Source organism: Lysinibacillus sp. 38-6 (assembly GCF_046245175.1).
Lineage (GTDB): Bacteria > Bacillota > Bacilli > Bacillales_A > Planococcaceae > Lysinibacillus.
On sequence record NZ_CP176417.1, the window covers coordinates 2,970,582 to 2,996,459 of the forward strand.

Below are 25,878 nucleotides of genomic sequence, written 5' to 3' on the forward strand. Positions count from 1 at the left end.
AATCCGAGAACGTCTATCGACATCGTTCTCGGATTTTACGTTTTAAAAGTTTTTACGATACCACTCTCTTGCTGCATCTACTTCAGGCATTGTTAGCTGATGACCGTAGTTAAACCATGCTGTTGTTACATTCGCGCCTGCACCAGATAATAGCGACTCTAAATCCTCTGATTCCTGTGCGGAACACATTGGATCATTTGTTCCGGCTGCAATAAATACAGGCGTATTTGGTAATGCAGGAAGTTCAATTCCACGTCTTGGCACCATCGGATGATGTAAAATCGCACCCGCCAATGCATCTTCAAAATGGAATAATAAGCTTGCAGCAATGTTTGCTCCATTAGAGTAGCCAAGTGCTACGATACGTGTACGATCAAAACCGTATTGCTGTGCAGCTGTTGCCAAAAAGCTTTGTAATTCTTGCGTACGCAAGATTAAATCTTCTATATCAAAAACACCCTCAGCTAAACGGCGGAAAAATCGAGGCATACCATTTTCTAATACATTACCACGAACACTTAAAACATTGGCCGTAGCATCTATTTCCTTTGCAAGGCTAAGTAAAGAATGCTCGTCTCCACCTGTACCGTGTAATAATAACAAGGTAGGTTTTGTTTCATCTGTTCCTTTATGAAATATATGTTGCATGAACACATCACCTTTCAATTATCTTGAATTCGAGATAATTGTAGCCTGTGGTAAAATTAAATTCAAACTTTTTGACTTATTAATTTCACGATTTTCGCTATTTGGCTGTTCTTCATTGTTTTTATAGAAATTTTGAATCGTAAAAACAGAAAATAAACATGCAATAACTAAAACAACAATGACAATCCCCACTATTTTTTTACCGCTCATTTCATTTCCCCCATATTACTTAATTCTTTTTACGAAAGCCTTCTTCCAGTAAATACTCTTTCGCAGCTTCATATGTGCCAAAGGCTTCTTCTAAATTATCGCGGTGATAGACATTCCATGAACGTTGCTCAAAAGCGAGCTCCAATTGATCCCCTTCACGATTACGCCAAGTTTCAATAATCGGTTCTTCTTCTTCTTGTTCCTCACCTAAATACGTAATGGCATCTTCAATAATGGCACGTAACTGCTGTTCATCGTAATCACGAATATTGACTAACCCTTTATCATTTGCTTCATTTTCATAGCGCAATAAGTCACCGACAAAGACAAAACCATTGCCGTTTGGGTGTAATTTTTCTACGACAATCGTTTTTTCAAACAAACTGTCCATAAAATGATAATTCACTCGTTTCATCGAAATTTCTTTTTTTGTTAATTCAGAAAACGATTCAATTATCGCTTGTTTTTGTTCAAATGTTAGCATGTACATGCTCCTTTTCTTTCATTGTAAATACAAGTATAGCTTATTTTCTACATAAATTAACATATAGACATAAAATGCTCATAAAAATAACTTCAATTCATTTCAAAGTTATCTTTATGAGCTTCTACGATTACGTACATAAGAATTCCGTTATTTAATAGACAATCCAAGAATGTCCTCGTTATGTTCCCCTATAGCTTCACAGGCTGCTGTATATACTGGCTGAAAGACATTAGACTTAATAGGGCAGGCTAGCTGTTTTTGTATCGTTCCATCTTCTTTTGTAATATCAACAAACATATTGCGTGCAAGGAATAATGGGTGTGTCACCGTTTCTTCAAAAGATAATACCGGTTCCACACACGCATCTATTTTAGCGAAAATTTCTACCCATTGTTCATATGTTTTTGCTTTAAAAATTTCCGCTAGCTGCTGCTTAAATGCTAATTCATCTGCCGACTTATAGCTCATCACTAACGGCAATAAATCTTGACGATGAATGGCCGTACATAAAGCTTGGCGGAATTTAGGCTCTATGCTGCCAACGGACATATAGCGTCCATCCTGCGTTTCAAAATGACCGTAAAAGCTTCCGCCGTTGAGCATCATTTGTTCGCGTTCTAATGGCTTTCCTTGTACTAAAAATTCAGGTGCCGCTAATGCGTTTAATGCTAACGCACAGTCTGTCATACTAATATCTAAATGTTGCCCCTCCCCTGTCCTTGTACGATAGATGACAGCGACTAAAATGGCGACAACCGCATGTAAAGAGCCTCCCGCTAAATCTGCAATTTGAATACCAAGATTCGGCGGACCTTGTTGTTGACTACCAGAATAGCCATGAATACCTGCTAAAGAGACATAATTGATATCATGCCCCCCTTTATCCTTATAAGGACCTGTTTGTCCATAACCGGAAATAGAACAATAAATAATGTTTGGATTCACTTCTTTCAAAGCCTCATAACCTAGGCCAAGCCGTTCCATTACGCCCGGTCGAAATTGCTCTACAACAATATCATAGTGTGCCACTAACTCTCTCAAATGCTCGATAACCGTTGGATCTTTTAAATTCACAGCTAACGATTTTTTTGAGCGTTGTAAATAATCATCGACAATCCAGCGTCCTTCACCTGTAGCTGGTTTTGTAATATGCACTACCTCAGCGCCCAAATCAGCCAGCATCATTGTCGCAAATGGGCCTGGTAAAAGCCCAGAAAAATCTAACACTTTCAATCCATTTAGTAACATGCTTGCTCCCCCTTTATTTGTTAAAAGGGCGATGACATCATTGTCACGCCCCATAGATTTTTATGTTGTTAATTGCTGTGAAAAATTAGGTGCTCGCTTCTCAAAAAAGGCTTTCATACCCTCTTCAGGTTCACCAGTTAAAAACGTTCTAGCAAACGCTTCCCGTTCTACTTTTAACCCCTCTTCTAGCGTGCTATCGACAGCTACAATACACTCTTTTATTAAACCAATTGCTTTAATGGCTCCTTGACCTAGCGTATTGGCAAACTGGTACACCTCTTCATCTAGTGCTGCTGGTTCAACAGCTTTTGTCACAAGTCCTATCGCTTGTGCCTCAGCCGCATTTAATCGCTTACTAAAGAACATTAACTCACGAGCTTTTGCGCCTCCAATTAAGCGCGGTAAACGTTGTGTGCCACCTGCAGCTGGTAATAAGCCAAGTGAAGCCTCAGTCAAACCAATTGTACCGCCACCCATAATACGGAAATCACATGCCAGTGCAAATTCACAACCACCGCCTAGTGCATGGCCATTAATTGCGGCAATTGTTGGAATCGGTAATTGTTCTAAAGCATTAAAAACATCCTGTAACTGTTTTGCACCTTCTGCGTAATCAATAGGGCCATCCGTATTACTCATTTGCCCTAAATCAGCCCCCGCAATAAAAATTTTCGGATGAGCAGATTTAAAAACTAGCACACGAATGGAGGCATCGTTTTTTACATTTTCAATAATTTTTAATAAGTCATTTTGAATACCTAAGTTTAAAGTATTTGCTGGTGGATTATTAATCGTTACAACATGCACGCCATTCTCTAGCTTTTCAACCGTCATCGTTTCTAATGTCATTTTGCCATCCTCCTTTTATCGTGGACCCATGCGTACTGCACCGTCTAAGCGAATCGTTTCACCGTTTAACATTGGATTTTCAAAAATCGCCTTAACTAAATGGGCAAATTCAGGTGCTTCACCTAAGCGCGGTGGGAACGGAATTTGCTTACCTAATGCTTCTTTCACCTCTTGAGGAGCCATTGCCATTAAAGGTGTATTAAAAATGCCTGGTGCAATGGTCATCACACGAATGCCATAGCTAGCAAGGTCGCGGGCAATTGGTAATGTCATACCAACGATCCCCGCCTTCGAAGCAGCATAGGCAGCTTGACCAATTTGTCCTTCAAACGCTGCAACGGATGCTGTGTTCACGATAACACCTTTTTCTCCAAAATCGTTTGCATCGTTATGAGCCATAGCAGCTGCAGCTAAACGAATCACATTAAATGTCCCTACTAAATTTACTTGTACAACAAAGTTAAATTCATCTAATGGGAAAATCCCTTTTTTCCCTACTACCCTTGTAGATGTACCTAAACCTGCACAATTGACAACACCATGAATAGCGCCATATTTTTCGAGCGCCATATCAATAGCCTGTTGCACTTCTTCTTCCTTCGTCACATTTGTTTTCACAAATAGACCGTTTAACTCCATTGCGATGGCATGACCTTTTTCTTCATTTAAGTCTAAAATAACCGGAAATCCACCTTGCTCAGCAATCACTCTCGCTGTTGCTTCACCTAAACCTGATCCCCCACCTGTTACAACTACCGCTCTATTGTTAAAATCCATGTTTTCATCTCCCTATTCACACCGTTCTATAATTACAGCATTCGCCATGCCTGGGCCCTCACAAATGGTCACGAGTCCATAGCGCTCTTGCCTTCTTTCTAGTTCATTGAGTAATGTAGCAACAAGCCTTGTACCTGTTGAACCAAGTGCATGTCCTAATGCGATCGCACCACCATTAACATTCACCTTCTCTAGTGGAATTGCCGTTTCATGCTGCCAGCGCAGTACAACAGATGAAAATGCTTCATTAATTTCTACTAAATGAATATCCTCTTTCGTTAACCCTGCTTTTTCAAGCACCTTTTGCGTTGCGACAGCCGGACCCTTTAGCATCGCAACAGGATCTGTACCGACAACCGAGAACGCAATAAACCGCGCACGTGGTCGCAAATCATATTTTTCAGCCGCTTCTTTGCTAACAATCAACACGGCACTAGCACCGTCCGAGATTTGGCTCGCTGTGCCAGGCGTCACTGTTTTTAGTCCTTCGTAAACAGGATTGAGATTTGCTAATTGTTCAACTGAAGTATCTGGTCTAATTGTTTCATCCTTATCAAAAACAGACACATTGCCTTCCGCATCCTGTATCGGCACGGCAATAATTTCATTAGTAAAATAGCCTTTACGTTGTGCTGTTGCTGCTCGTTGATGTGAGCGTGCACTATATTCATCAATTTGCGCTCTCGTTAAACCGACTTCTTGTGCTATGAGTTCAGCGCCAGCAAATTGATTAAAGCCATAACCTTGTAAATCGAATTTTTCAAATAGACTTTTCGTCATCGGTGTTTTGCCATCGCGAGCGGAGGAACCGATTGGCACACGTGACATCGACTCAATTCCCGCGGCAATCACCACATCATAGCTACCGGCCATAATGCCTTGTGCAGCAAAATGCACCGCTTGTAAGCTAGAGCCACATTGCCTATCAATGGTTGTGCCAGGGACTGAGATAGGAAGTCCTGCGGCAAGCCACGCATTGCGGGCAATATTTGATGATTGTTCATCCACTTGATCTACACAACCGACAATCACATCATCGACGAGTGCTGGGTCTAAATGATTGCGTTCAATAATTGCCTGTAACACAAAGCCTAATAAATCAACAGGATGCTCATTCGCTAAGCTTCCGTTGCGTCTGCCCATCGGTGTACGAATGGCATCTACTATGACTGCTTCAAACATCATGTAACCCCCTACACTTGATTTAGACGTGTTTTCTCTTTTTCTATTAATTGAATTTTCGAAATTTTTCCGGCAGCTGTCATCGGTAATTGATCGATAAATTCGAGTTCGCGTATACGTGAATAATGGACAACTTTTTCGTTTACGAAATGCATAATGGCTTCTTCAGTTGTAGAAACCCCTTGTTTTAATACGACAAATGCTTTTGGCTTTTCCCCTACATTCGGATCTTGAATGCCGACAACAATAGCTGCTGCAACAGCTGGATGCTCATAAAGATGTTCTTCAATTTGGCGTGGATACACGTTATAACCGTTATAGATCAACATATCTTTTTTACGATCCACTATGGACAAGAAACCATTTTCATCAAAAATACCAATATCACCTGTGTGCAACCAACCATCGATTAAAGTTTCTGCTGTCACCTCTGGATTATTGAAATAACCTTTCATTACTTGCGGGCCTTTGATGCATACTTCCCCACGTTGACCAGCCTCCGTTATTTCTTTACCTTGTTCGTCAACAGACATTAATTTAACCTTTGTATTATAAATAGGTAATCCTACTGTCCCTAACTTCCGTTCACCGCCATAAAAGCCAACACTTTGCACAGCACTCGCTGTAGCTTCTGTCAAACCATAGCCCTCTGTGACAACCGCGTTCGGGAAATGTTTGATAAGTAGCTTCATCGTTTCCATCGCGATTGGTGCCGCGCCTGAATTAATTGTCCGAACGCTGGAGAAATCATGCTTTTCAATGTTCGGATGCATCAATAAGAAGTTAAACATAGCAGGAGCGCCCGATAACTCTGTTATTTTATAACGTTCTAAATCTGCTAAAAATTCTTCTGGGATAAAACGGTCGAATAAAATAGAAGTGGCCCCTAAAAGTACACCGTACGCTAAACCGCCCATCGTACCCGCCCCATGATACATTGGTGCAGGGCTAAGACGAACATTGGTCCCCGGTAATGTTGGATAGTGCTTCAAATATTCATTAGTATCTGGCTCCACAATATTGACCGTTAATGCACCATCGTCATCAACTTGTGCCAATGCTGCTGAAGACCATGCAGCAGATTGCAAAATATTACTGATTAAGTTTTTATGCGTAATCATAACGCCTTTTGGTTTTCCTGTTGTGCCGCCCGTATAAGCGATGTGTACTACATCTTCTAAAACATCAATATCAACAGTAAATTCACGTGCTTCATGGTCATTAATAAAGCGATTGAAACTTACAACATCTTCACCGTAAGACGTTGTGTCTAGGCATTGTTCTAAGGAAGCTACCTCTACATCGCCTGTCACAATAACTTTTTTAATTTTGGCATGCTGCATAACATCTTCCCACAAAGTAGCAAGCTGTTCATAGGTGATTAGCACTTTCGCACCGCTATCCTGTAGTTGAAATAAAAATTCGTCCTTCGGTAATAATGGATTAACAGGTGTATACGTAGCCCCCGCTAGCACGACACCATAATAGGAAACAGCATATTGTGTGCAATTCAGCATTTGAATCGCAACAACATCACCTTTGCCAATGCCCATCTCTTTGAGCCCATTCGCTAAACGCAATGCTTGATTGTAAAGCTCTTTGTAAGTTAGCTCTTTTTGGCGAAAAAGAAAGGCAACGCGCTCTCCATAATACTTGGCAGCCCCCTTAATAATTGCGCCGACCGGTACATGGGGAATAGTGATTTCATTAGGTATTGTTTGATTGTAAAACTTCGGATTGTTGAACTGTTTGATCATTTAGCATCCACCCCTGTGCTTTTATAATGACATCGTATGAATCTTGCAATTGACCTAAATAGCTTTCCAACAAACGAGCTCTTTTCAAAAATAAATGACAATCAATTTCTGTTGTAAACCCTATCCCACCATGCATTTGGATATTATGCGCTGCGACTTCGATAAAAGCATTTTTCGCAAATGCATCTGCACTCGCTACTGCTGACACAACATCTGTCGGTTGCTCTGCTACTGCCCAATTAGCATAATAAACAATTGATTTAGCTAAATCTAATTCAACCTTCATCTCAACAATTCGATGCTTCACCGCTTGGAAACGACCGATTGCATGACCAAATTGCTCTCGCGTCTTGGCATATTCCGCACACATCTCGACCACCTCTTCCATACTGCCTACACTCATCATCGCTAAGGCAGCCTTTAATGCTTGTTGACCTTGCTGATAGATGGACCAACCGTTATTAATTTCTCCAAGAACCGCCGTTTTTGACAGGCGGATATTATCGAAATGTACTTCCGTTATAGCCTTTGTTTCATCAACAACTTGCAAACGTTTTGTCGACCATTGCACATCCTCTTTATCTACAATAAAAAGCGTTATAGCATCTTCAGCTGTTTTGGCGGCGACGATGATAGCATCAGCATGATCGCCATCTATAACAAAAGTTTTCGTGCCATTCAGAATAAAATAATCCCCAATCGGCTTTGCTTGTAACTGAATAGCCTGCTGAACAAAGCTCCATGTGTCTGGCTCCGCAATTGCTAACGTAAACTTTGCTGCTCCGGCTGCAATTTTCGGTAAATAGCGCTCCTTTTGTTGCGCTGTCCCGTATTGTGTAATAAGAGGTGTGGCAAATGCCACCGTTTCCGCATAAACACCAGGCAATAAAATACGCCCAACTTCTTCTAGCACAGGTATAAGGTCTACTTGCGACAAACCGGCACCGCCGTATTCCTCTGGGATATTAATGGCCATAGCCCCTAGTTCTGCTAAGCCTGTCCAAATTTTTTCATAGTGTGATAGGTCACCCGTTATAAACAACCTGGCAGCACGTGTTTTGTCCTGCGCCACTAAATATTTTCTAAGCGATGTTTGAAATAGTTTCTGCTCTTTTGTCAATGCAAAGTGCATCATTAGCCCTCCCTTACAACGTAATTATTTTAAATCCTTTGGTAAACCTAGAATGCGTTCACCAATGACATTTTTCAAAATTTCAGTCGTCCCGCCAGCAATCGTTGAACCAAAAGATTGTAAATACTGATGTTGCCAATCAACAGATGTATTTTCGTCACCTTTCCAAAGCACGCCCTGTATACCTTGCATAGACACTGCAAAATTCGTAAGCTCTTTTGAAAGCTCACTACTAACTAATTTATCAATCGATCCCTCTGGCCCAGGATAGCCTTGATCAATCGTTTTCGTTAAATTGCGATAGTAGTTCAATGATGCAGCGCGTAATCGCGTATAAATTTGAGCAAGCTTCGTAGCATGGTGTGGATTATCAATCGCCATGTTGCGATTTGCGTCCTTCCGTTGCATATCCTGCACTAAGTTTTCAAAAATATTTTCCAGATGGAAAATCGTACCCGCTACGCCAACCCGTTCATGACTAAGTAATGCCATTGAAACTTGCCAACCCATTCCTACACCACCTACTACATCTGCAGCTTCCGCTACAGCATCTTGTAAGAAAATCTCATTAAAGTCATGGTCATCATTCATTTGATAAATTGGTCGTACTTCAACACCCGGCTGGTGCATATCGATTAAAAAAGCTGTAATTCCCTCATGGCGTTTCCCTGCGCTACTCGTTCTGGCTAAAATAAAACATTTATCAGCCATATGTGCATATGTGGTCCAAACTTTTTGACCCGTAATGTACCATTTTCCATCTCGTTCTACCGCTTTCGTCTGTAAACCCGCTAGGTCCGAGCCAGCATTCGGTTCAGAGAAGCCTTGACACCAAATTTCTTCACCGCTTAAAATTTTGTCGATGTACTTTTCTTTTTGTTCAGATGTGCCCATTTGGATTAACGTTGGCCCTACCATATTAATGCCCATAAAATTCAAAACGGGCGGTGCTTTGACGCGCGCTAGTTCTTCCTGATAAATGACTTCTTGAATTAATGATGCACCACGTCCACCATATTGCTTCGGCCAGTGAATGCCAGCCCAGCCACCTTCCATCAGCTTGCGTTGCCAAGCTTTTAAAAAGTCTTTTCGTTGTCGATCATCTTCCGGCAAATGGCGTCTTCCCTCTATCCATCCCTCAGGCAAGTTAGCTTCTAACCAACTTCTTATTTCTAAACGAAAGAGCTCGTCTTCTTGTGTATATGTTAAATTCAAAATAATCCCCCCCTTTTTGTTATGCAGTGGAAATGACATATAATGTACGCGCAGATTCCAAATCAACAAGTTAAGGCTTTGCAAAAATCCAACACTATTTACAATACAGCTTCATACCAACCACCTCTTTTTGTTAAAAAGTATATTTTTTCTTCTTAAAGAAGAATTTTTCTGCTTATTAACGTTATTTTATTCTCGAAGTCTGATTCGTACAATGTATGTTTTTACAGTGTTTGCATTTGATAAATGGATGATTTTATATAAGGATGAGTCTAGGATAAAGAGAAAAAGTGTTAGATTGACTACGATCAATCCAACACTTTTTTCTATGCCGTTGTTGTCCGCTAAGGCGGGCGCTTTCCGCGGGCACACACGTAAGCCGCAGGAGTCGCCGCCTTCGCTACCAACAACTAGGGCTCACTTCTATTACTATTTATTAAAAAAAGGATTGCTGAGTTTCCATTCAGGCTTTGATTCTTGCTATAAATGACTATAAGACTGCTTTAAATAGCACGCTAATTGCAGTTTTAATAAATCTCCAGGCTGTTGGAAAGAAATAGCTAGCACTTCTTCTATTTTTCTTAGTCGTTGATAGAGCGTGTTAATATGAACATGTAGCATTTCAGCAGCCTTCACAGCGGAGCGATTTGTGTCTATATAGACGATTAGTGTTTCTTCTAATGAATTATTCTTGCTTTGTTTTGTACGGAGTGGCTCAAACACTTCAGCTAAAAAATGTTTAATTTCCTGCTGATCTTGTTTAATAAATAAGCGATTGACACCAATCTGCGAATAATCTATTAATCCATGCTGTCCTCTCGAATTTAAATAAGCTAATGCTGTTTTTGCCTCATCAAACGTTTTTGGTAAAAAGTAAACATCTTGATAAGTTGACCCGAGTCCACAGCTTAACGTAACGCTTTTCTCTTTGCCCCATTCATGACAAATACTTTCTAACTTTTTACGAAACTGTTTATCAGTTGCGCTATGAACGCTGCTTACAACTGTAACTTCATCATGATACGCATAAAGAAGCTGAATATAAGAGAATAAGTCTCGTTTTAATTGCGCTGTTAAACGATGGATAAATGCTTCTAAATGATGAGGGCTTTTATAATGGCTCAGTTTAAATAAGGTGACATTGCATGGCTCATGCAAGCTAATATTAAGCTCTTGGGCCTTTTGCAAAACAATGGACTGATCTTTAGAATTCACTAACTCAGAAAATAGTTCGCGCCGCTTTTTATAGTAGAAAGCAGTATCATTTTGTTTTCTCACTAGTTCAAGCGCAAGCACAGAATGTCCTTGCTCCATTACAATGGTATCCATTTGCTCAATTTGCGTTGCACTTTCGACAATGATACAGCCTAATGTAATTTGCATCGAACGGATTGGATAAATAATATGGGTCACATAGCCGGACCGTTTCAACTCATAAAATGGTTGCTCTAACGTTGATTGTAAAATACCATTTAAATCTTTATACGATAGTTGAACAGGAAGTTTTGCCGTAATAGGCGTTATTTCATTTTCTAATAAATCAACAAACAGCACATTTTTGCCCATCATTCGAGACATCTCTTCTACAATTTTTAAGACGCCCTTATTTTGAATAGATAACTTCGTAAGCGTTGCGTGAATATCATCTCGCTTTAGTAGCACATCATTTAAGTTTTTAATGTGCGAGTACTGTCTTGCATTACGAATTGATATGCCTACTTGCGATGAAAAGCCTTGTAAAAGATGTAAATCTTCATCTGACAAAGGATAGGGCTTAATAATTTGGCATAGAAATATGACCCCTTCTACTTGATCGTCTACCATAATCGGGTACGTCAAAAATGATTTGACATGTTTCGTAAACTCATAAGATGGGTCCCAGTATTTAGAGTTTTCAGAAGAAATATTACCTATCGTTTCCCAAATACTATTATTGTTCGCATTGGATAATAGCGGAATATTCATTGAATATGTATATCCAACTGGCCCCTCATCTACATTAAATTCCATTTTAGTAATGCCTTTTAATATATTTCCGACAGAAGCTTTGCACGTCAATTTGTGCTTCTCTTCATCAAACCACCATAAAGTTCCGATATCACAATTAGGAATTACATCCATTGCATAGGACAAAATGTTGTTATAAATCTCCTCCGTACTTAAGGTAGCTGAGGCTTTGCGTGTACTTTCTATCACTTTCCCTAGTTTATATCTCTCTCGTTTAATAGCTGCATTCGTATAATAGGGATATAAGTAATGAAATAAAACGACTAACTCTCCTTCAGTAAATGTTTTGTGTTCATACAAATTAAGCATAATTTGATAATTCCCCGGATATGTAAAAACAATAAACATCTTATCGTTCTGAATTATTTGAAAAATATCCTCATTATGAGACGCTAAATGCTGAAATGGCAAAATAGTGCGTTCCCTTACACCTTCGATTAATTCAAAAACAGGATGTTCTAGACTAGCAATCCAAATTTGATAGTTGCTTTCCCAATGAAATCGATTGGCAAGTTCACTAAAGTACTGGGTCATTTTTAACCTCCTTTTTTGTAGGAAATTACACAACAAATTAATCCATACTATTAATTACATATATTTCACGATTCAACTTACTTTTACCTGCTGCGCAAACATTTTATTTACAAAAATAATTTAAATAAGTTGTCAAAAAAACAAAAAAACACGCTATCATGCCAAACTACGATAGTTTGTAGTTTAATCTCATGAAGCGCGTTTTCTATTTTATTCTATCGATGATACATATTGTTTTTCACAAAATCAATCACATTCGCAACATACAACTCACGATATGGAACAAATTGAGCTGTAGTGACAGGGCGAACTAAGTGCGCTCGTTGTCCATCAGGGAAATATTCATATCCTTCAATATTTAAAGTACTCGTTTTTCCTAAAAAGAAAGCTTCAGCTTCATCAAGCTTTGCGCGAACAACACCGGAAACTTCTTCATATTGCAACGCAAAAGCATCCCAATTGTCCTCAAACGGGTACAAATAAACATGACAAAATTCATTATCAATCATTTTTTCGGATACGATGCTACATGAAGTCATACCCATTTTCACGATTTCATGAATATCGATTGTTAATCCTAATTCTTCTCTTACTTCTCGTATGCCCGCTTCCACTGTCTCAATCGCTAATAAATGACCTGCTGCTGTAATATCGAGCAGTCCTGGATAGTCTTTTTTTTGCGCGCTACGAATTTGGAAGTAAATATAGTTTTCGTTGACAAGCCAGCAGTGAAAAGTCTCATGCCACAAACCTTTTTCATGTACTTCTGCTCTTGTAGCCGTTCCAATTTGCTCATGTTGCTCATTAAAAACTTTTACAATTTCTTGTTCCATTTTATTCGACTCCTATACTGACTTCGTCGCCTTTTTCTTTATCGCAATTCGTTTGTCATAAATATTTGAAACGATAACCTTAATTACCGCATAAAATGGCACGGCAATAATTATTCCGATGAAGCCTGCTATATTTCCAGCTGCTAAAATAATCGTAATAACCGTTAACGGATGGATATCAAGTGATTTCCCCATCACATTTGGTGTAATAAAGTTACTATCAATTTGTTGCGCAATCAGTGTCACAACGCACACCCAAACTACGAGCATTGGATCTTGGATGACCGCCACAATGACTGCCGGTGTAAGGGCAATCCACGGCCCAATAAACGGAATCATATTCATAAAGAAAGCAAAAATAACGAGCAATAATGAGTACTCTAAACCAATAATTAAATACCCAACATACATGATAAGTGCTAGTAAAAAACTAATTTGCAATTGTCCTTGAATATAGCTACGTAACACATCATCTATCTCACTTAATGTCTTTTTCACCCATTCACGACGCTCACCATTAAAATATTTATAAATGGACGGCGCAAATTTCTCATGGTCCTTCAACATAAAGACGAAGAAGAATGGAATTAAAATAGCTAGTAATGAAACGGAAACGATGGATTGTATAAATGATACGACCCACTTGCTTGCCACGACAGCAATACTTTGTACTGAATTGGCAAGATTATCGATAAATTCGGTTACTTGCGGAGGCAAGTTATCCTTATTACTGAACAAGCTAATCACATAGTCAGTTGCCTCTTGAATGCTAGAACTTATCAACGGGGCATTTTTTGCAAGATTACTAAGCTGTGTCGCTATCGGATTACCGACAACCCACCCAAAGCCTACTACCATTGCAATTAGCCCAACAATAATTGTTAATATACTAGCCCATCTCGGCCATTTGCGCTTTTCTAAAAATCGTTGAATTGGCTCTGTCACATAATACAACACGCCGCCAAGTAATAATGGCACAAATATGGCTTTTAAAATAATCGCAAGCGGTGAGAAAATCCAATGAATTTCAATAAAATATTTAAGTATGAGTAGAACGAGTAAAATTCCTACTCCTACTTGAAACCATACTTTCCTCGTCACATTCTTCACTTCCTTTTATCACGGTTACTGAAAATACTACTTATATATTAACCATTTCGCAAGTATCCTAGTATTTATTACAAAGATAAAAAGAGAATAGGCTAAAAAACAACTTTTCTTTGACAATTTTTATAGAAAACCCTCTCACCTGGCTCCGTTGGGACAATGAGAAAAAGTGTTAGATTGACAGCCATCAATCTAACACTTTTCTATATCGTTGATGTCCGCTACGGCGGTGCTTTCCGCGGGCACACACGTAAGCCGCAACCCTCGCTTACGCGCGGCTTGTTGCGTCTTACGTTGTGTGTGTTCCCGCAGGAGTCACCGCCTTCGCTACCATCAACTAGTGTTTGCTTCTATATTTTATCTATTGCAATAGTGTGAAATAGCTAAAGTGACATTTATTTTACATCGCGGAAAGATATTAGCAAGCGGAACACTTTTTCTATGTCTTGATGTCCCCTACGGCGGTGCTTTCCGCGGGCACACACGTAAGCCGCAACCCCCGCTTTCGCGCGGCTTGTTGCGTCTTACGTTGTGTGCATTCTGAGCAGGAGTCACCGCCTTCGCTAACATCAACTAGTGTTCTTTGCGGAACTTGTTCTACTTAGTCTTAAAACAGGTTCTACAACTTTGTATCATCCACTGAATTTAAGTAATCCTCAATTACACCGATGACTGATTCTACACAGCCATCCTCGAATGGTGAAATTAAGCCCGCTTCTTTTACGAGCTTTGTAAATGACATAGAACCGCCTAAGCCACATAAATGGATATAGTCCTTCCATGCAGCATCAAACTCTTCACGTGAACGCTTCCAGAATTGGAATGCACAAATTTGTGCTAACGTATAGTCAATATAATAGAATGGGCTAGCATAAATATGTGCCTGACGTTGCCAAATACCACCTGACTCTAAATAGCTATTGCCATCATAATCACGGTGCGGTAAATACGTTTCCTCAATTTTTTTCCATGCCGCTTTACGCTCAGCTGGTGTCATCGTCGGATTTTCATAAATAACATGTTGGAACTCATCTACCGCAACTCCATAAGGAAGGAATAAAAGGCCACTGCTTAAATGCGTAAATTTATATTTCTCCGTATCTTCTTTGAAGAATAACTCCATCCACGGCCAAGTGAAAAACTCCATACTCATCGAGTGGATTTCACAAGACTCATATGTTGGCCATAAATATTCTGGGATGCCGATATCGCGGCTTGAATACACTTGGAAGGCATGTCCAGCCTCATGTGTTAACACATCAATATCACCTGATGTACCGTTGAAATTCGAGAAAATAAATGGCGAATGGTAATTTTCAATAAACGTACAATAGCCACCACTTTCTTTCCCTTTCTTCGCTACTAAATCCATTAAGTCATGGTCAATCATAAAGTTGAAAAACTCACCAGTTTCAGCTGATAGTTCTTCATACATTTTTTTCCCGTTCTCAACAATCCAATTTGCATCGCCTTTTGGCGTAGCGTTTCCTGTTAAGAAATTTAACGCTTCATCATAAAACTTTAGGTCAGAAATCCCGATACGCTTTGCTTGGCGCTCAAATAATTTTGTTGCAACCGGTACGATTAAATCACGTACTTGATCACGGAATTTTTTCACCATTTCCGCATTATAATCAATACGATTCATACGAATATAGCCAAGTTCTACATAGTTTTTATAGCCCAATTTCACTGCAATTTCATGACGGACTTTCACAAGCTCATCATATAATCGGTCAAATTCCTCTTCATGTTCTGCAAAGAAGCCAAAGCGCGCTTCTGTAGCCGCTTTACGCATTGCACGATCTGTCGATTCTGCATAAGGTCCTAGCTGTGCTAACGTTAATGTTTCCCCATTAAAGTCAATTTGCGCTGAAGCAACTAGTTTATTATATTCTGAAACTAGCTTGTTCTCCTTTTGCATTAAATCAATTACTTGCGGAGAAAATCCTTTAATTTGATAGGATGCTAAATCGAATAACTGTTGGCCCCATTTTTCTTCTAACTGCGCGCGGAAAGGTGAAGCGATTAATGCTTTATAATACTCCGTTGTCATTTCTTCAAGCTCAGGACCTACTTCATCAAAATAGTCGCGTTCTTCTTGATAAAAGGCATCATTCGTATCGATAGATGCTCGAATATATACGAGATTAGCCATTGTTGCATATTCATTACTCAGTTCATTTACTTTTTCAATTAGCTCACTTTGTGCTTCAACTGTTTGTGCTTCTTTAAATTGCTCGATAATAGCTAGTTGTTGCTTTTTCATTGCTTCCACGTTCGGACGGTTGTATACATAATCTTTAAACGTTGTCATAGAAGTACCCTCTTTCTGTCGTTTACTCAATATATTTCTATTATATGCCAAAAACATAAGGGAAAGAAAGCAATTAATGACCGATGATATAGGTTTTTAACAATGCCGCTCTTTCACGCAGTTTTAACTTCGCTTCAACAGATTTTGGGGTTTTTGCTACGACGACATCTGCCTCTAAATCTAGCTTCTGTGCTAAATACTTCGCTCGTTGTAAATGAAAATCATTCGAGACGATAGTAATTCGTTTCGTCCCCTCAGGTAGTAATTCTTTTGAAAATAGTAGGTTTTCATAGGTCGACGTAGATTGCTCTTCCACTAAAATTCGTTCACGGTCAATCCCCTTGTCTTGTAAGTACGAAAGCATTGCAGACGCTTCTGTCCGATCCTCATCTGCTCCTTGTCCACCCGATACAATGACTTTGACATCCGGGTACTGATTTAAATAGCTGACAGCTTCTTCTAGTCTATTTTTTAAAGATAGTGACAGTATGCCACCAGGCTTTACTTTTGCCCCAAGGACGATGACATATTGTGCTGTGCCATCTGCCATTGGCTTTGTTCCTCTTTTCATTTCTTGTTCTAACCAGATGTATAGAGCACTCCCTATACATAGGATAATGACGATGCCTCCCACTAACCACTTTTTCACATACACCACCCCTTTTTACTTACAACGCCTCAAACATAAAAAGGATGCTTGTACAATGTATGGCTACCGTACAAGCATCTGCAGTATTATCTTATTGTAAAGCGTTGTATAGATTCCTGTAATGCCGAGATTTCGTCTGTTAAATCGTTAGAGGATTCGCTAACAAGTTGTATCGCTCTTTGTTGTTCATCAACAGATGCTGTTACTTCCTCTGAGGCTGCGGCATTTCTTTCACTAATCAGTGCGATACTTTCAATCGATTGCATCATGTCTTCTTTAGAACTATTTAAATATTCTACCCCTGAAGTCATGTCTCCAATAATCGCTATAATCTTTTCCACAGCTAGTTCAATGTCATTAAATGAAGATTCCATCATACTCACCGAATCATTTTGCTGTCGAACGATCGTATTCGTTTTCTGCATTTCATCGTTCACTAAATGCGTTTCACTTTCAATACCACGTAATGTCGTACGTACTAAATCCGTTGCAACTGATGTTTGGTCTGCTAACTTCCGTACTTCTTCAGCTACGACAGCAAACCCTTTCCCATGCTCCCCAGCCCGGGCAGCTTCAATCGATGCATTTAATGCAAGTAGATTTGTTTGATCCGAAATTTCATTAATCGTACCAACAATGCCTTCAATTTCTCTTACTTTGACAATTAAGCTATTGAATACTGTTTGTACACTACTAATAAGCGTAGACGATTCTTGTGATTTATCCTTCAAGCTGTGTAAATTGATTAGCCCTTCTTCATTGGAGTGCTTCATCATTTGAGAAGCATCTAGCATTAAGTCATTTTTATCATGTAATTCTTCAATCTGTTGTGCAAATGCCATTGCTGTGCGATTCGTATCCTCAGCGTCGGATGCTTGCTTTACTGCCCCTCTCGATACTTCATTAATCGCTTTGACGATTTCATCACCGTAAGCATTTGTTTCCTCTGCTACGGCTGTTAAATTCGAAGAAGTGGATTGTATTTCAACGATTGCTTCCTCTACATTTGTTATTAATGTCTTCAATTGATCGACCATATCATTAAAGCCTGCGTTTAATTGGCCAATCTCATCTGATCGTTGAAGGGTTTCCATTTCAACCGCTAAATTGCCTTGTGCCACTTCTTGTACACGCTTCGATATGTTTTTAACCGGTAAAGCTAGATGTCTCGATACGAGCATGACGATAACTGTGCCGATAATTATGGCACCTAATAATGTCGCACCTATAACCAATAACAACGAATTGGCTTCCTTATTAAAATCTTGCATATATGTACCAGATGCTACGATCCATCCCCAATGTGGATCTTTTGCGGAGTAAATAATTTTATCAGCTAAGACGTCCTGTCCTGGCAGTGCAAATTCATATTCCGTAAAGCCACCGCCCTCTAATGCTCGTTCAGTTACATCACGAATAAAATATTTACCACTACTATCCTGTTCATCCCACAAATTATCGCCTTCACGAGTAGGATGCGTTGTGAGTGTCCCCTTGTCGTCCAAAACATATAAATATCCATATTGACCTAAATCACCTGGATAATTAATTGGCCGCTTGCCCTCACTATCCTTTGGACCAAGCAATGCTTCACGTACTCTTTCCTGCGCAAGCTCCAAAGGAATATCACCTTTTTCCACACGCTCATTTGCAAGTTCGATTAATTGCAGTGTAGACTCCACACTATTTTGAAGAACTTGTTCGCCTAATCCTTCCATCCCATCTTTTGCTTTCCCATAACTTACGATCCCAATGATTAAACTTGGCACTATTAGTAATGCCATTGAAACGATAATCAATTTCCCCTGTATTGAACGTAAAAACTTCATGCTTAACACCCCTTTTTACTTCGTTCGTTTAATGCATTCATACCTATTATGGAATGGATTTACAGTTTACACAATGGGTATTTCACAACAAATGTGTATATTACTTGCCTTTTCATTTATATATGCTAAAATACATATTTTTTCGCAAAGAAAAAAACTATCTTTCTACAGGGATATTGCAAGTAGAAAAATAGTTTTTTGATATTTTTTAAACAGTAAAGGTAGTCATCGCTTGTATCATTTCTTTTACTGTAGGCTCCACAAATAATTATATTATTAATAACCAAGCGACTAATGCTAGTAAAGTAAAGAATAAAGTCGGTATCGTAATAAGAATACCTATTTTAAAGTATTGTCCCCAGCTAATTTTAATGCCTTTTTGGGCTAATATATGTAACCATAACAATGTCGCCAAGGAACCGATTGGTGTCATTTTCGGTCCTAGATTCGTCCCTATTACATTGGCGTAAATAAGCCCTTCTTTAATTGTTCCAGTTGCACTTGTTTCGGCAATAGCTAACGCATCAATCATAACCGTCGGCAAATTATTCATAACAGCTGACAAAATGGCCGCCACAAAGCCCATCGTTAACGTTGCCACAAATAAGCCTTGTTGGACAGCATGCTCTAACAAGTCTGCTAATAATCCTGTAAGCCCTACATTTTTCAAACCATATACAACTACATACATGCCTATTGAAAAGAACACTATACTCCAAGGTGCACCTTTTATAACCCTCTTCGTATCAATGTTTTTACTTGTCCGTGCCAACCATAAAAAGATAATGGCTACACTACATAAAATAAATGATACCGGAATAGCAAAATACTCACTCGACAAGAAGCCAAGTAATAATATTGCGATCACATACCAAGAAATACGAAATAACTTTTTATCTTGAATAGCGACTGTAGGGTGCACTAATGCCTCCATAGAATATTGCGTTGGAATCACTTTTCTAAAAAAGATATAAAGCACGCATATGCTCGCGATTAATGACGCGATATTTGGGACAATCATATGTACTGCATATTCCATAAAGCCGATATCGAAATAATCAGCCGATACGATATTTGTTAAATTACTGATGATAAGTGGTAAGGACGTTGTATCTGCAATAAAACCACTCGCAATGATAAATGGAAACACCTTCTGCTCTGTTAAGCTTAACTTGCGTACCATTGCTAAAACAATGGGCGTTAAAATAAGCGCTGCCCCATCGTTCGCAAATAATGCAGAAACGATCGCACCTAAGCAAGCAATATAGATAAATAGTCGAATCCCACTTCCTCGTGCAAGTCGTGCCATATGCAATGCTGCCCATTCAAAAAATCCGATTTCATCTAAAATAAGCGAAATAATGATAATACCTATAAACGATAAGGTGGCATTCCAAACAATATCAGTTACTGCCAAAACATCTTGCCATGTTACGACACCTAACAATAAAGCTAATGCAGCACCAATACAGGCAGACCAACCAATAGATAATTTACGCGGCTGCACGATGACAAAAAATAGCGTCACTAAAAAAATAATGATGGCTAATAAAGTTTGCACACTTCTCCCCCTCCAATGTGTGACTTCTAAATGTATTTAACTTGTTCAGCACGAATTTGCATCCTCAGTTAAACAAGTTAAAAACCAGTAGCAAAGGATTGCTACTGGTCTGACTATATAAAAATTATTCACCTAAATCTGCGTTATGGTAAACGTTTTGTACATCATCTAAATCTTCTAATGCATCAATTAATTTTTCAAATTTCGCTACATCATCACCTGTTAATGTCACTTCTGTTTGAGGTAGCATAGACAGTTCTGCAACTGTAAATTCTTGAACGCCTGCCGCTTTTAATGCTTCTTGTGCAGCAAAGAATTGGTCTGGTTCTGCATAAACAATGACCGTATCTTCTTCTTCAAGAATATCACGTGCATCAACGTCTGCTTCCATTAAAATTTCAAGTACTTCATCTGCCGTTTTACCTTCTAAACCAATAACTGCAGTTGAATCGAACATATAAGCAACAGAACCACTTACGCCCATGTTGCCGTTATTTTTACCGAATGCCGCACGTACATCCGATGCAGTACGGTTAACATTGTTTGTTAAAGCATCCACAATTAGCATTGTGCCAGCTGGACCGAAACCTTCGTAGCGTAATTCATCGAAGCTTTCATCGCCGCCGCCCTTCGCTTTTTCGATTGCTTTTTCAATAATATGTTTAGGAACACTGTAAGTTTTAGCACGTTCAAGAACAACTTTAAGAGCGCGATTTGATTCAGGATCTGGTTCGCCTGATTTTGCTGCTACATAAATTTCACGACCGAATTTTGCATTTATGCGACTCGTGCTTTGGTCTTTTGACGCCTTCTTTTCTTTAATATTGTTCCACTTACGACCCATTGTTTCCACTCTCTTTCAAAATTAAAGTTTATAAAATCATAGATGCACGGCTGTACATCTGCAAATGGTATTTAAATACTTTTCGTATCTTTACTCTGCAAATAATAACACAATGATGCTTACAAAGCTAGATATACCAATGTTTAAGGTCCTGTTTTCTGCAAAGAGAATTTTATCACACAGCGCATGTAAAGTTGAAAAAATCAAGCTTTTACTGACTCTCTATTCTTACAAGTTGTTCTCGCGCTTCAATTTTTCTAGTAAAGCCTGACAGCCATCTAGCACTAAATTATACGTTTCTTGAAAATCCCCTGTATAGTATGGATCAGGTACATCCTTTCGATGGTCCGTTAAATCTAACAAACGGAAAATCTTTGGTGAATTAGACTGTCCAAGTATCGTATACATGTTTCGTAAATTATTTTCATCCATCCCTATCATGTAATCAAATTGCTCAAAATCCTGCTTATGTAACTGTCGACTCTGCATTCCTTCCGTCGAAATTCCATATTCCCGCAACTTATCTTGTGTGCCCGAATATGGTGGTTCACCAACATGCCATGAACTGGTTGCGGCTGAATCTACTATAATTTTTTCTTGTAAGTGCTCTTTTTCTATTAAATCTCGCATAACGGCCTCAGCCATTGGAGAACGACAAATATTCCCTAAGCACACAAAAAGTACATGTATCATTAAAAACGCCTCCTACGACAAAGCACCCAAAATCATCTTGATTCTGAGTGCTGACAGTATTATTTTTTTTCCGCTGCGATTCGTTTATTTAACTCCTCTGTTAAAGCAACAAGCTCATGTTCAAGATGGTGTGTAAATTCCTCACGCCCTTCTTTTCCTTTGCCTGTTACATAAAAAGGCTCACCGTAGATAAGATAACCTTTGCCTCGTTTAAAGACATCGCCAGCATTTCGCGCTCCAACATAAGCAGCTGGAACAATTTGTGCTTTAGCAAGCTGTGCAATCGTAATAGCACCTTGCTTTAAATCCGTTCCTTCTGAATTACGAGTGCCTGATGGGAAAATACCAACAATCTTTCCTTCCTTCAGCAACTGTGAAGGAACTTTAATAACACTTGGCCCTGGATTATCACGATCGACGGGAAAGGCGTTTAAATGGTCAATCAGCCATCCAAGCCCTTTAATATCAAACAATTGCTTCTTCGCCATAAAGTGAATTTCCCGAGGCAAGACTGCAACACCTAAATTTAAAATATCCACATACCCTGTATGTGTACACGCAATAATAAACCCACCATCCTTCGGTAAGTTGTGCTCATCATATACACGTGCTTTTGAACCTGATAATTTTAATATTAATTTGACAAGATTTGCCGTAAATTTATACACTGTTTTATTCCTACCTTATTCAATAGTTATTATCATTGTAATCGAAAAGCGCTGGACACTGCAATTGTCCAGGTCAAATCTATAGCATTTATACCCGCCCTACTAAAATATCGACATCAATTGTTATTTCGCTTACATTGACTTCTGCTTGCTGTGCCTTATGCCAGCCCATCGGCGTCATTTCAAGTAGCGCTGGAACAAGCGATGATGCGAGTGGTACTGTATAAGTAATACGCTCTACTGTAACATCCAAAAAACTTTCTCGGAAGCGCTCCACTATTTGCTCATTGGAGTACGTTTCTTGTGCCGAATCCGCATAAAGTTGGGCTCGCAATTGTTGCAAATAGCCACTTTGCGGTACGACTTTTACGACACATCCATCTGCTGTAAGCAATCGTTTAAATTCTTCGTAATTGGCCGGAGATAATATATTTAAAATGACGTCAAAACGATCTTTAGCAAACGGACTTTTAGCTAAATCTCCAACACACCAAATCTGCTCTGGATAATGCCGAGCTGCAGCTACTATTCCTTCCTTTGCAATATCAATACCAACGCCAATTCCATCTTTCCCCGCCATTATACGAGCTAAATGTGAGCCCTCACCACACCCTGTATCTAGCACTGTTTTCGCTTGTCCTATGAGCTCCGCTATTTTCTCTTCTAACGGATCATACAAACCACTTTCAATAATCGTTTTACGCGATTCAAAAAGTTCTTTACTATATTTAGAGGCTGCACTATGTGTCAGCATATTGACATAACCTTGCTTAGCAATATCAAAGGAATGGTTCGTAGCGCATGTCAATCTTCCTTGATCGTAGACACCCATCGTCTTTTGACAAATTGGACATGCGAACAGTCCGATATTTGCATTTATTAATGCCGCTCCTGCAGCACGTTTTGAGAGTGCTCCCATTTACTTTGCCTCCTTTTGTTCTGTCGGTGAAACAATAGCAAAACGTTCCCATTTTCGACTCTTCCATCTAAAGTATACGATAATAGCACGCATCCATTCATCTGCTGAAATCGCTAACCAAATCCCGACTAATCCCCAATCTAATACAAAGACAAACAAATAGCCAAGCGGCAAGCTCATACAAACCATCGATAAGAAACCGATTTTGACAGGAAATCTTGCATCACCTGAAGCGCGCAATGAATTAATGACAACGATATTCATCGTCCGACCTGTTTCAAGCAAAATACTCAATGCTAATACAGACCCTCCAATAGCGATAATCTCTGCATTATCTGTAAATAGGCTCATTAACTGCTTCCGGAAAATCGTCACAACACTCACCATTGTTATGGTGAAAATAAAAGCAGCACGCACGCTTATCCATAATTGACGATACGCCTCATCTTTTTTACCCGCACCTACATGACGACCTATAATAATAGCTGTCCCCGTCCCAATAGCAACGGCAAACAAGTAGGTAAACATCGAAATATTCATGGCATACTGTCTTGCCGCAAGCGTTTCAGCCCCTATATACGTTGCATAATAGAGAAACACGATTTGGCAAAATTGATAGAGCACTTGCTCAAATGCAGAAGGTAAACCGATATTTAAAATTTTACGCACATACTCTTGTGAAAAAGTGAAGTAGTATTCGATTTTCACCCGAATCTCCATAACTTGATACAGCAGCCATGCAAATACGATAACCGCTAGTCCACGACTAATAATCGAGGAAATAGCTGCCCCTTGCACGCCCAATTCTGGCAGTCCAAAATTACCAAATATTAAGCCGTAATTTAACACGACGTGAATAATATTCATACCGAGCGATACGTACATCGTCTGCTTCGTCCAACCATGTACACGAATAATAGCCGCTAGTGCATTAATAATAGCCTGTAAAAAAATAAAACTACCGATAATGACTAAATAGCTCTGGGCATATTGTAAAACATCGCCCTTTAAATTCATCATCGTCATTAAATGGCTGGAGCCAAAGAAAAATAGAGCGCTCATAATAAGCCCCACTATTAAGTTCATCGTAATGGCCAATGCTGAAATTTTGGTAGCTTCTAAAAAACGCTTTGAACCTAAATATTGCGAAACCACGATCGCAGCTCCGTTGCCCACCACTTCAAGGATTAATATCGCAATATGAATATATTGATTGGCAGCACCCACACCGGATACTGCATTATCGGACAAAGCACTTAACATAAATGTATCGGCTAAGCCCATTAACATAAATAAAAAAACTTCTAAAAAGATCGGCCATGTTAAATGAAATAAACTAAACTGGTCGGTCGAAGGTTTCTCTCTCATCGCATGTCCCAACAACTTCACTTCTCTCTATACTTTACATAAAAATCTATTGTATCTTATCACAGATACACTGTTGTAAAGGATAGCAAATTGAAAAATATATTGAAATGCTGACAAAAAAATCCCTCTCACGGACTTGCTGTGAAAGGGCGTCTGATTAGCATAAGCAATTTTTTTGTAATTGCTGGCGTTTTTCTGTTGTTAAACCAAATTCCTGCTCTAAAAATACGGTTTTTGAACCATAACGATTCTCTATAGCATCGAAAGCCGCCTGTAAATAATCTTCGCGAGCCGACATTAATGCGTGGAATTGCTGCAATTCCTTGTCATTAAACGTATTTTCTATGGCTTGTGCCATGCGCTCTACCATAGGGCGTAAATATATATTCGTATCTAAATAGTCTTGCATAATCGTTTCTTCTGGTACATCTAATGCGAGCAAAATAAGCGCACCGCCAATCCCTGTTCGATCTTTCCCTACAGCACAATGGTGGACAAGCCCTAAATTACTTGGATTTTGTATGGTGGACATTAATTTTTTAAATGCCGCATTGTTAAATGGCATTTGTGCATAAAACTCACGGAACATCTCGGGGCTGACAACCTTATAAAAATTGTGACCACCAGTATTCGTAGGCATGTCAAAAGTGTGGTTACCTTTTGCGGGAATTTGAATATAATTAGCCCCTTTGAATGTAGGATTCGGATTATTTAACGCTTCATGTTGATCACGGTAATCAAAAATTGTTTTTACCCCTAATGCTTCAAAACGTTCCTTATCCGCTGGCGTCATCTTACCTAGTGCAGCTGAACGGTATAGCAATCCATTTTTTACGACTCTGCCATCTCTCGTCTTATAGCCACCCATGTCGCGGAAATTCAAGACTGCTTCAAACGGAATAACCTTCATGTCAAACTGTGTCATCCACTACGCCTCCCTCATTTTAGCACTTATCTATATTTCTATTTTATAGAACAAATGAAGATAATACCAATTATCTATAAAGACTAGTGCCTGGCATATGAATCGCTGATCGAAGCACA

23 protein-coding genes are annotated in these 25,878 nt (G+C 39.3%); all 23 read right to left on the reverse strand.

What is annotated here, in order from left to right; all coding sequences use genetic code 11:
• Nucleotides 1-42 precede the first annotated feature (42 nt).
• Nucleotides 43-648, reverse strand: coding sequence for an alpha/beta hydrolase (locus ACKVEV_RS15180; protein ID WP_409367183.1), 606 nt, complete (start codon nt 646-648; stop codon nt 43-45).
• Nucleotides 649-666: 18 nt separating this feature from the next.
• Nucleotides 667-858 carry a hypothetical protein gene (locus tag ACKVEV_RS15185; protein ID WP_409367184.1) on the reverse strand — a complete coding sequence of 64 codons (192 nt, stop codon included), beginning with the start codon at nt 856-858 and terminating at the stop codon, nt 667-669.
• Between the two features lie 19 nt (nt 859-877).
• Nucleotides 878-1,342, reverse strand: coding sequence for a hypothetical protein (locus tag ACKVEV_RS15190; protein WP_409367185.1), 465 nt, complete (start codon nt 1,340-1,342; stop codon nt 878-880).
• Nucleotides 1,343-1,492: 150 nt separating this feature from the next.
• Nucleotides 1,493-2,593, reverse strand: a complete 1,101-nt coding sequence (locus tag ACKVEV_RS15195) for a CaiB/BaiF CoA transferase family protein (RefSeq protein ID WP_409367186.1) — start codon at nt 2,591-2,593, stop codon at nt 1,493-1,495.
• A 60-nt stretch (nt 2,594-2,653) separates the two neighbouring features.
• The gene (locus ACKVEV_RS15200; RefSeq protein WP_409367187.1) at nt 2,654-3,442 is read right to left on the reverse strand and encodes an enoyl-CoA hydratase/isomerase family protein; all 789 of its coding nucleotides are present in this window, start codon (nt 3,440-3,442) and stop codon (nt 2,654-2,656) included.
• Nucleotides 3,443-3,457: 15 nt separating this feature from the next.
• Nucleotides 3,458-4,219 carry a 3-hydroxyacyl-CoA dehydrogenase gene (locus tag ACKVEV_RS15205; RefSeq protein WP_409367188.1) on the reverse strand — a complete coding sequence of 254 codons (762 nt, stop codon included), beginning with the start codon at nt 4,217-4,219 and terminating at the stop codon, nt 3,458-3,460.
• Between the two features lie 12 nt (nt 4,220-4,231).
• Complete coding sequence (locus ACKVEV_RS15210; RefSeq protein ID WP_409370567.1) at nt 4,232-5,401, reverse strand: thiolase family protein; 1,170 nt, start codon at nt 5,399-5,401, stop codon at nt 4,232-4,234.
• Nucleotides 5,402-5,412: 11 nt separating this feature from the next.
• Nucleotides 5,413-7,158, reverse strand: coding sequence for a class I adenylate-forming enzyme family protein (locus ACKVEV_RS15215; RefSeq protein ID WP_409367189.1), 1,746 nt, complete (start codon nt 7,156-7,158; stop codon nt 5,413-5,415).
• Complete coding sequence (locus ACKVEV_RS15220) at nt 7,109-8,293, reverse strand: acyl-CoA dehydrogenase family protein (protein WP_409367190.1); 1,185 nt, start codon at nt 8,291-8,293, stop codon at nt 7,109-7,111. Before ACKVEV_RS15220 ends, ACKVEV_RS15215 begins: the two co-directional genes overlap by 50 nt.
• 21 nt (nt 8,294-8,314) lie before the next feature.
• Nucleotides 8,315-9,505: an acyl-CoA dehydrogenase family protein gene (locus tag ACKVEV_RS15225; RefSeq protein ID WP_409367191.1), complete on the reverse strand. Its 1,191-nt coding sequence runs from the start codon at nt 9,503-9,505 to the stop codon at nt 8,315-8,317.
• A 480-nt stretch (nt 9,506-9,985) separates the two neighbouring features.
• Nucleotides 9,986-12,046, reverse strand: a complete 2,061-nt coding sequence (locus ACKVEV_RS15230) for a helix-turn-helix domain-containing protein (protein ID WP_409367192.1) — start codon at nt 12,044-12,046, stop codon at nt 9,986-9,988.
• Between the two features lie 215 nt (nt 12,047-12,261).
• A complete protein-coding gene (locus ACKVEV_RS15235; RefSeq protein ID WP_409367193.1) occupies nt 12,262-12,879 on the reverse strand; it encodes an NUDIX hydrolase in 618 nt (205 codons plus the stop codon).
• Between the two features lie 12 nt (nt 12,880-12,891).
• A complete protein-coding gene (locus ACKVEV_RS15240) occupies nt 12,892-13,980 on the reverse strand; it encodes an AI-2E family transporter (protein ID WP_409367194.1) in 1,089 nt (362 codons plus the stop codon).
• A gap of 625 nt (nt 13,981-14,605) precedes the next feature.
• Nucleotides 14,606-16,303, reverse strand: a complete 1,698-nt coding sequence (locus ACKVEV_RS15245) for a M3 family oligoendopeptidase (RefSeq protein WP_409367195.1) — start codon at nt 16,301-16,303, stop codon at nt 14,606-14,608.
• A 73-nt stretch (nt 16,304-16,376) separates the two neighbouring features.
• A complete protein-coding gene (locus ACKVEV_RS15250) occupies nt 16,377-16,952 on the reverse strand; it encodes a YdcF family protein (protein WP_409367196.1) in 576 nt (191 codons plus the stop codon).
• 86 nt (nt 16,953-17,038) lie between these two features.
• A complete protein-coding gene (locus ACKVEV_RS15255) occupies nt 17,039-18,781 on the reverse strand; it encodes a methyl-accepting chemotaxis protein (protein ID WP_409367197.1) in 1,743 nt (580 codons plus the stop codon).
• A gap of 268 nt (nt 18,782-19,049) precedes the next feature.
• Nucleotides 19,050-20,342 (reverse strand): arsenic transporter, encoded by a 1,293-nt coding sequence (locus ACKVEV_RS15260; protein ID WP_409367198.1) that lies wholly within the window; start codon nt 20,340-20,342, stop codon nt 19,050-19,052.
• Between the two features lie 124 nt (nt 20,343-20,466).
• A complete protein-coding gene (locus ACKVEV_RS15265; protein ID WP_409367199.1) occupies nt 20,467-21,186 on the reverse strand; it encodes a YebC/PmpR family DNA-binding transcriptional regulator in 720 nt (239 codons plus the stop codon).
• A 228-nt stretch (nt 21,187-21,414) separates the two neighbouring features.
• Nucleotides 21,415-21,879 (reverse strand): low molecular weight protein-tyrosine-phosphatase, encoded by a 465-nt coding sequence (locus ACKVEV_RS15270; protein ID WP_409367200.1) that lies wholly within the window; start codon nt 21,877-21,879, stop codon nt 21,415-21,417.
• A gap of 59 nt (nt 21,880-21,938) precedes the next feature.
• Nucleotides 21,939-22,547, reverse strand: coding sequence for a lysophospholipid acyltransferase family protein (locus ACKVEV_RS15275; RefSeq protein ID WP_409367201.1), 609 nt, complete (start codon nt 22,545-22,547; stop codon nt 21,939-21,941).
• Nucleotides 22,548-22,635: 88 nt separating this feature from the next.
• Nucleotides 22,636-23,466, reverse strand: coding sequence for a putative RNA methyltransferase (locus ACKVEV_RS15280; protein ID WP_409367202.1), 831 nt, complete (start codon nt 23,464-23,466; stop codon nt 22,636-22,638).
• Nucleotides 23,467-24,834, reverse strand: a complete 1,368-nt coding sequence (locus ACKVEV_RS15285; protein WP_409367203.1) for an MATE family efflux transporter — start codon at nt 24,832-24,834, stop codon at nt 23,467-23,469. It abuts the gene before it with no gap.
• A 157-nt stretch (nt 24,835-24,991) separates the two neighbouring features.
• Nucleotides 24,992-25,759 (reverse strand): tyrosine-protein phosphatase, encoded by a 768-nt coding sequence (locus ACKVEV_RS15290; RefSeq protein ID WP_409367204.1) that lies wholly within the window; start codon nt 25,757-25,759, stop codon nt 24,992-24,994.
• Between the last annotated feature and the right edge of the window lie 119 nt (nt 25,760-25,878).